The organism is Meridianimarinicoccus aquatilis, from assembly GCF_004358675.1.
Lineage (GTDB): Bacteria > Pseudomonadota > Alphaproteobacteria > Rhodobacterales > Rhodobacteraceae > Meridianimarinicoccus > Meridianimarinicoccus aquatilis.
The window spans coordinates 99,784-107,379 of sequence record NZ_SMZO01000011.1; the positions used below are offsets into that span (position 1 = coordinate 99,784).

At 58.7% G+C, this 7,596-nt stretch carries 9 protein-coding genes; 1 reads left to right on the plus strand and 8 read right to left on the minus strand.

The features are described 5' to 3' along the window. Nucleotides 1-92: 92 nt before the first annotated feature. From E2L05_RS07000 to E2L05_RS07020, 5 genes are all read right to left on the minus strand, one after another. Nucleotides 93-1,139: a threonine aldolase family protein gene (locus tag E2L05_RS07000; protein WP_133342208.1), complete on the minus strand. Its 1,047-nt coding sequence runs from the start codon at nt 1,137-1,139 to the stop codon at nt 93-95. Then, on the minus strand, nt 1,139-1,609 hold the full coding sequence (locus E2L05_RS07005) for a YcgN family cysteine cluster protein (RefSeq protein WP_133342209.1): 471 nt from the start codon (nt 1,607-1,609) through the stop codon (nt 1,139-1,141). The genes E2L05_RS07000 and E2L05_RS07005 overlap by 1 nt, the downstream gene beginning before the upstream one ends. Nucleotides 1,610-1,630: 21 nt before the next feature. Continuing rightward, nucleotides 1,631-2,560, minus strand: coding sequence for a bifunctional riboflavin kinase/FAD synthetase (locus E2L05_RS07010; RefSeq protein ID WP_133342210.1), 930 nt, complete (start codon nt 2,558-2,560; stop codon nt 1,631-1,633). Nucleotides 2,561-2,575: 15 nt separating this feature from the next. Further along, on the minus strand, nt 2,576-3,010 hold the full coding sequence (locus E2L05_RS07015) for a MaoC family dehydratase (protein ID WP_133342211.1): 435 nt from the start codon (nt 3,008-3,010) through the stop codon (nt 2,576-2,578). A gap of 67 nt (nt 3,011-3,077) precedes the next feature. Beyond that, nucleotides 3,078-3,950, minus strand: a complete 873-nt coding sequence (locus E2L05_RS07020) for a TIGR01459 family HAD-type hydrolase (RefSeq protein WP_133342212.1) — start codon at nt 3,948-3,950, stop codon at nt 3,078-3,080. A gap of 176 nt (nt 3,951-4,126) precedes the next feature. Here E2L05_RS07020 and yghX point away from each other — a divergent pair, with 176 nt between their 5' ends. Further along, the gene (yghX, locus tag E2L05_RS07025; RefSeq protein ID WP_133342213.1) at nt 4,127-5,023 is read left to right on the plus strand and encodes a YghX family hydrolase; all 897 of its coding nucleotides are present in this window, start codon (nt 4,127-4,129) and stop codon (nt 5,021-5,023) included. A 413-nt stretch (nt 5,024-5,436) separates the two neighbouring features. Here yghX and E2L05_RS07030 read toward each other — a convergent pair whose 3' ends face one another. From E2L05_RS07030 to E2L05_RS07040, 3 genes are all read right to left on the minus strand, one after another. After that, nucleotides 5,437-5,940 (minus strand): hypothetical protein, encoded by a 504-nt coding sequence (locus E2L05_RS07030; RefSeq protein WP_133342214.1) that lies wholly within the window; start codon nt 5,938-5,940, stop codon nt 5,437-5,439. A 104-nt stretch (nt 5,941-6,044) separates the two neighbouring features. Further along, nucleotides 6,045-6,902 carry an SDR family NAD(P)-dependent oxidoreductase gene (locus E2L05_RS07035; protein ID WP_341776738.1) on the minus strand — a complete coding sequence of 286 codons (858 nt, stop codon included), beginning with the start codon at nt 6,900-6,902 and terminating at the stop codon, nt 6,045-6,047. Continuing rightward, nucleotides 6,863-7,596, minus strand: a 734-nt coding sequence (locus tag E2L05_RS07040; RefSeq protein WP_133342215.1) for an IS256 family transposase, incomplete at its 5' end; no start/stop codon positions are given. The genes E2L05_RS07035 and E2L05_RS07040, both read right to left, overlap by 40 nt.

Below are 7,596 nucleotides of genomic sequence, written 5' to 3' on the forward strand. Positions count from 1 at the left end.
CCATTATCACTCACACGGGGTGAGTGCTAACGAGGGGTAGATAGACAGCGCACATTCAGGCGTCAAGAAGCATCACGATCAAAAAAATCGGGTCAGCCGCGAAATAGTTCGGCAAATTGCGAAATGCTGCTGTCTTGTGTGGACCAATCGCACACGAGTCGCGCGCTCAACTGCTCATCCGGGTCGGCCCCTTCAAGCGATCCAGACCAGAGGTAGTACTTCGCTCCGGCATCTTGAAGCCGCTGGTGGGTGGCACGCGGCCAGCGGGCAAAGACCATATTGGCCTGAACCGCGTGATCCGGTTGCACGCCAAGGGTTTTTAGCATGCTGCTAAGCCGGTCAGCGGCAGCGTTCGCCTTGCTGGCAAGGTCAAGCCACAGTCCGTCTTCAAGATAGGCGTCCATTTGGGCCGAAAGGTAGCGATGCTTGGAAAACAGATGCGCCCCGCGTTTGCGGCGTAGTTCGAATTCCCATGCCTTTTCCGGATCGAATAGAACGACAGCCTCGACGCCCATCAACCCATTCTTGGTGCCGCCGAAGCTGAGCGCGTCGATACCCGCGCGCCACGTCATATCTGCTGGCGAACAGCCAAGCCTGACCAGCGCGTTGGAAAAGCGTGCGCCATCCATATGTACGGGCAAGCCGAAATCCTTGGCGATGGATGTGAGCGCGCGAATTTCATCCAAGCTATAGACGGTGCCCGCTTCGGTCGCCTGAGTAATTGACACTGGCCCGCGTTGTACCCCGTGCACCCCGCGTGATTGCTCTGCGGTGATGGTCGCGCGCAAAGAGTCCGGGTCCATCTTGCCGTCGCCGCCATCAACAAGGGTCAGCTTTGCCCCATTTGAGTAAAACTCTGGTGCGGCGCATTCATCTTCTTGGATGTGGGCGTGCCGTGCGCAAAACACGGTTTGCCAGGGCTGCGTAAGGCACGCAAGGATCAGCGCGTTAGCAGCCGTGCCCGTTGCAACCAGATACACCGCTGCATCGGGGGCTTCGAACGTTTCGCGAATTCGGTCCCGGACCCGGTCCATGATCGGATCGGCCCCATAGGAAGCCGCATACCCTTGGTTTGCGGCAGTCAGAGCGGCCATCACGCGTGGATGCACGGGCCCTGAATTGTCAGAAGCGAAATGCATTACAGATCCTCGATGATATGCTCTTCCCAGTCTTCTTCTGGCACCTCGTATTCGGGGAGGGTCCAGCCCTTAACTGACACATCGGCGTCATGCACGCTGTCCGGCGTTCCAGAAATAAGTGGGTGCCAGTCGTACAGTTTGCCACCCTCGTGCAGCAGCTTGTAGGCGCATGTGGAGGGCAGCCAGTACGCCACGTCCTTTAGTGTCTCTGGTTTAAGCACCACGCATTCAGGCACAAACTGTTTGCGGGTCTCGTACTGACCACAGCGGCAGGTTTGATCGTCAAGCAAGCGGCACGCGATGCGCGTAAAATAGACATCTCCGGTATCGGCGTCTTCCAGCTTGTTCAGGCAGCACTTTCCACAGCCGTCGCACAGAGCTTCCCACTCTTGGCTCGTGAGCTTGTGCAGAGGGTGACGTTCCCAAAAACGGGGACGCAGGCCGCGGCGATCTATCGGGTCATCTGTCATCCTGTCCCCAAAGCTCACGCGTCATAGCGCGGCAAGTATCAGACGCGCGCGCGCACTGTCATCATCCATCTGAGTAACAAGTGCGTCCAGACCGTCAAATTTCAATTCCGGGCGCAGGAAATCCACCAAGGCAACGGACAGGGTTGACCCATAAAGATCGCCCGAGAAATCAAAGATGAAGGTTTCAAAATTGGGGGTGTTTACGCCGAACATCGGGCGTACGCCCAGCGACGCAACGCCGTGATACAGCCCCGCATGCGGGCCATCCAGCACATCCACCAGCACGGCATAGACGCCAAAGGCAGGTGGATGCAGTCCGGCGAGAGACATGTTTGCCGTCGGATACCCAAGGGTCCGGCCCCGTTTCTCGCCATGCAGAATCGGTCCTTCGATTCTGTGCCAGTGACCGAGCATCGCGGCGGCATCACGCGGCTTGCCATCACTCAGCGCATCACGGATCCGGGTTGAAGAAACCGGCTCGCCTGTTTCAAAGCTCTGCAGCTCGGCAATGGTGACGTCAAAGCCCAACTCTTTGCCAAACCGCACCAGATCAGCGGCGGTGCCCATTCGACCTTTTCCAAAGCAGAAATCCGCCCCGACAACGACGTGCTTAAGCCCAAGGCCGCCCTTGATCACGTCGCGGGCAAACTCTTCGGCAGTCAGGGCGGAAAGGTCGGCATCGAACGGCAACGCGTACAACAGATCGACGCCGATCTTGTCCAGCCGGTGTGCTTTGGTTGCGGGTGTCATCAGCCGGAACGCAGGGGTGTCCGGACGGAAATACTCACGTGGGTGGGGGTCGAACGTCACGACGCCAAGGGGCGTATCTTCTTTGAGAGCAAGGTCGATCACAGCCCGGTGTCCCAAATGCACGCCATCGAAATTGCCGATCGCGGCACTTGCTCCGCGAGCATCTGGTGGCAGGTTCGTATGGCGTGTGAAGGTCCGCATCGCCGGTGGCGTATCCTATCCCCGCGACGGTGCCAACACCGTTGCGCTGCCAGAAATCACCTGCGTATCGCCAACCCACGCTTCGCAATCCAAAGTGACGCGACGGCGTGTTTCCTTGATCTCGGTCACGGTGACAGTTGCCGTAACTTCAGAATCAAGCGGCACGGGGGCAAGGAACTTCAGGGACTGGCCCAGATAAATCGACCCCTGACCGGGCAGCCGTTCACCAAGCAGTGCCGAAAACAAGCTGCTGACCAGCATCCCGTGTGCAATGCGTTCTTTGAAGATAGAGGCGGCGCCTGCCGCATCGTCCAGATGAATCGGATTGCGGTCTTCGCTAACCTCGGCAAAGGCGCGAACGGTGGCATCATCCATCACCTTGCTGATGCTGCGCGACATACCGATTTCCAGATCTTCAAGAAATACGGTGCCAATTTCACTGCTACTCATATTCGTACGCTCCAGCTTAGTTTGGCGCATCATTATTGCGCGCAGGATGGTGCGAACACGCGGCCAGTCAGCGCAGGTGCCCGACAGAGAATGTTGTGGCAAGGCGTTCCTGCTGCAAGAACGCCTTGAGCTTATCCGGGTCGGGTTGCCGGTCAGTGCCGGTCTGCTCGGCCACAATGCCGCCGGTCACAAACAGGAAATCAATGTCTTCGCCCATGGCGCCGGCCAGATCAGTGCCCGGCCCGTCCCCTATGGCAAGAATGCGGTCGTCAGATACCTTGGCCAAAGCCGACAGGCGCCGCCGCGCCAGGTCGTAAATCGGTGGGTGCGGTTTCCCGAAATACAGGCTTTCACCGCCCATTTCCGTGTAAAGTTGCGCCAAAGCGCCTGCGCAATAGATCCGGCTATCCCCCTTATCTACAATGATGTCAGGGTTAGCGCAGAGCATCTTCAAGCCCTTCGTTTTGGCCAAAAGAAGTTGTCCGCGATAGTCGTCGGGCGTTTCGGTGGTGTCATCCAGCAGGCCCGTGCACACAATTCCGTCGGCTTCGTCCAGCGGTACAAGTGTGAATTCCGGTGTCGGAAGATCCTCAGCCAGATCGGTGAAAAAGCTCATGTCGCGCTCTGGTCCCAAGTGGAACACTTTTTGCCCCACGATCCCATGCACCATCGCCGCTTGAGCGCTGTCCCCCGAGGTGGCGATATCGTCCCAGCAATCTCGTGGCGCGCCCAAACCGTCGAGTTGTGCCGCAACCTGATCGCGCGGGCGGGGTGAGTTCGTTACCAGGATCACCTTGCCGCCACTGGCGCGGAACGCCTGAAGTGCGGCCACGGCGCTGTCAAACACGTTTACCCCATTATGAAGGCAACCCCAAAGGTCGCAAAAGACGGCGTCATAGCTGGCGGATATGTCGGACAGGGAATCGATGATGCGGGTCATGCGTGCCTCTGGTCGGTAGGGTGCCGGGTGGGCAAATAGTGCCGCCCGGCCCCTCTATGCCAAAGACGGTAGCCGGTGACCAGCCGTGCCGTGCGATCGGACTCTGCACGGGAATGTCAACTTGATGCGCGACGGTCCCGTGCTAGCGTGCTCAAAGCACAGCATGGGAGCCAATAATGACCGAACCGACTCGCAAGAAAGCCAGTGATTTCGACCCCCGGATCCTCGAAATTTTTGACGGCTATGTTCATGGCAAGATGACCAAGCGCGAATTCATCAGCAGGGCCGGAAAATACGCTGCCGCAGGTGTGACCGGGGCAATGCTCTTGGAACAGCTGGCGCCCAATTATGCTTTGGCACAACAGGTTGCGCCAGATGATCCAGACATCGAAACCATGATCGAAGAGTATGAAAGCCCGGATGGCCATGGCACGATTCGCGGTCTGATGGCCAAACCGGCAGGCGCGACCGGGCCGCTTCCCGCTGTTTTGGTCGTTCACGAGAATCGCGGCCTGAACCCCTATATCGAAGATGTGGTGCGGCGTGCGGCCAAGGCCGGTTATCTTGCCTTCGGCCCAGATGGGCTGACCCCGTTGGGCGGGTATCCGGGCACCGATGAAGAGGGGCGCGAGATGCAGCGCACCCTAGACGGTGCAAAACTGATGGAAGATTTTTTCGCAGCGTTTGAGCATCTTCGTGATCATTCGGGAAGCACGGGAAAGGTCGGGGCGGTAGGGTTCTGCTACGGTGGCGGTGTATGCAACGCGCTGGCCGTTGCGTATCCTGATCTTGCCGCGTCTGTTCCATTCTACGGTCGCCAACCCGCTGCCGAGGATGTTCCGGCAATTTCAGCACCGCTGATGATCCAGTATGCTGGGTTGGATGAGCGGATCAACGCAGGGTGGGAGGCGTATTCAGATGCGCTGAAGGCCAACCAAAAACAGTTCAGTGTGCATTTCTACCCAAATGTGAATCACGGTTTTCATAACGACACGACGCCCCGTTATGACGAAGCAGCGGCAACACTGGCTTGGGACCGGACGCTCAATTTCTTTGCTGACACCCTGAACTGAGGCTGGCGCGGTGTGAGTTTGACGCAAAATTAAAGGGGGTGTCCGCAAACCGTGTTGGCGCGTTTGTTGTTTCAGACAATAGGCCAACCTTCTTCCGTGAAGCCTATGGGAAGATACCTATTGCTACATCACAACTTCCAACGTCTCTGGATGCGCTCGTAGATCTGAACCTTGCCCAAGTCCAGCGCGCCCAGGTGATGCCCATGAATCTCGGGCGAAAGAAGGAGGCGATTTCCGAGATGGAAGCGCGCGCAAGTCATGAGAAACCGTGTCCGTCCTGCGGTATCGAACGCTTTGCGGTCGGAGCAAGCCCAGTGGCCACCTGTAGTGCGACCTTGGGATCGAGAAATCCGGTGGTGGATACCAGACCGTAGCTGAACGTGGTGCAGACGTCCGCTTTACATCGCGAGCGGTTAGGGTTTTTCGGTCGAGGCGAGCTGCCCCCGATAGCCTTCCAGCCGCGCATTGGCGTTGGTGTCGACCACCAGGATGACCGCCATCATGGCGATGGTCGTGATCAGACTTGTCCGCCAAAGGGGCGTCTCGAAGTAGAGGATCGCCAGCCCGCAGGCGGCGATGATCAGTGGGATGACCCTGAACACCGCGATCCGATACGCGTTCAAGACCCTATCGGCGCGCGCGCTTTCGTCAGCGATGAATCCGGTGGCATCGGTAGCGTATGCCGCTGAGACGCTCTTCAACCGGGCTTGGCTGGGGAAGAACAGGCCGACCCCTATAATGAGGATCAGTGTGCCCGCCACCAGCATAGGGACGACATAAGCCCTTGCCATGTCGGTCCTACCCAGTTGCCAGAACCCCAAGCTCGCCACGAGAAAGGACAGGCCAAACAGGATGAAGAAACCGGAGGAGAGCATTTCGGCTCTTGTCCAATCAGTTACCGTTTTCACGATGTCCACGTTCTCGGCCCTCGCCAAATGCAGTTTCAGGTATCGGAGGGGTCGGCACGATGTGCCTATCGGCCCATGCCCCGCCTCATCAGTCTCGGTGGAATGCGAAGCCCTTACAGGCTCCAGCTGAACCCGGTGTCCTTCTCAGACCGCTCCCACAGCCTGACCATGACCGGCTTGTCGTAAGCGTGGGCGTTCAGCGTGCCGCGGCCGACCGGGCCGACGAACTCTCTGGCCCCAGTAGGACCGTAGAGCGCGCGCTGCTCGGTGAGCGCCTCCTCGGTCGCGCACATCACCTCCGGATAGGCGCCCCGCTCGGCGGTCTGGACCATCGGCGTCTTGGTCATCAGCCACCAGACGAAGCGCATCGTCCGGCTGCCGCTGGTCGAGATCAGCGAGGTCGCGGATGAGCCGGGGTGGCAGACATAGATATCCACATTCCGGCCGGCGGCCTTCGCCCGGTCCTGAAGTTCGTAGGCGAACATCATCTGCGCCAGCTTGCTCTGACTGTAGGCGGTATTTGCGCCATAGCCCTTGTCCCAGTTCATGTCGTCGAAGCGGATGGTCTTCAGTCCCATGTTGTAGCCAAGGCTGGCGACGACGACGATCCGGCCCTTCGTTTCTTCGATGCGGTCGAACAGCATGCCGCACAGAGTGAAGTGGCCGTAGTGGTTGGTGCCGAGCTGGCTCTCGAATCCGTCAGACGTCAGCTTGCGGGTCGGCACCTGTGCGATGGCGGCGTTGCAGATCAGCGCGTCGATGCGCGGGGTGGTCTTCAACACCTCTTCGGCGGCCATGCGGACGGAAGCCTGCTCCGCGAGGTCCATGCGGACGAAGCGCACGGGCGCTGCGGCGCCGAACTCCTGCTTCAGCTCCTTCACGGCGGCGACGGATTTCTCCGAGCTATGCCCGAAAGTTGGTGACGGCGTGATCAGGCGGCACTTTGAAGTTGCTTGATCCCGTCCTTGAATTCAATCCCTTCGATGATTTCGGGCATGCGGTTGGCACCATCGAGTTTGCGCCATTTTGTCTGGGCTGACATCATCAGCTTGAAGGCCATGGCGAGCCCGGTTTTACGGCTGAGGCACCCCTTGGTTTTACCAGTGCGATGCCGCACCGTGGCGAAGGTGCTTTCGATGGGATTGGTTGTGCGGATGTGCTTCCAATGTTCAGCGGGGAAGTCATAGAATGCCAAGAGCACGTCGCGGTCTTTGGTCAATTTAGCGACGGCCTTGTCGTATTTTACGCCGTAGGTTGTGACGAAGAAGTCGAAGGCCGCCTCGGCATCCACGCGGGTTTCGGCCTGCCAAATATCGTGCAGATGACCTTTGGCTTTGGCCTGAACGGACTTCGGCATCGCGTTCAGAACATTGCCGGTCTTGTGGAACCAGCAGCGCTGTTCTTTCGTGGCACCAAAGACCTCGCGTAGCGCATGCCAGAACCCCAAAGCACCGTCACCAATGGCAAGGTCAGGCGCGTGGGTGAGCCCGCGTCGTTGCAGATCAAGCAGCAGTTCTCGCCAACTTTGGGTGCTTTCGCGGTAGCCATCAGCAAGGCCGATGATTTCCTTTCGACCCCATTCATCCGCGCCGATCAACACCAGGACACATTGTTTTTCTTCAGCCATTCGTGGGCGGAAGTAGACACCATCAGCCCAGATGTAGA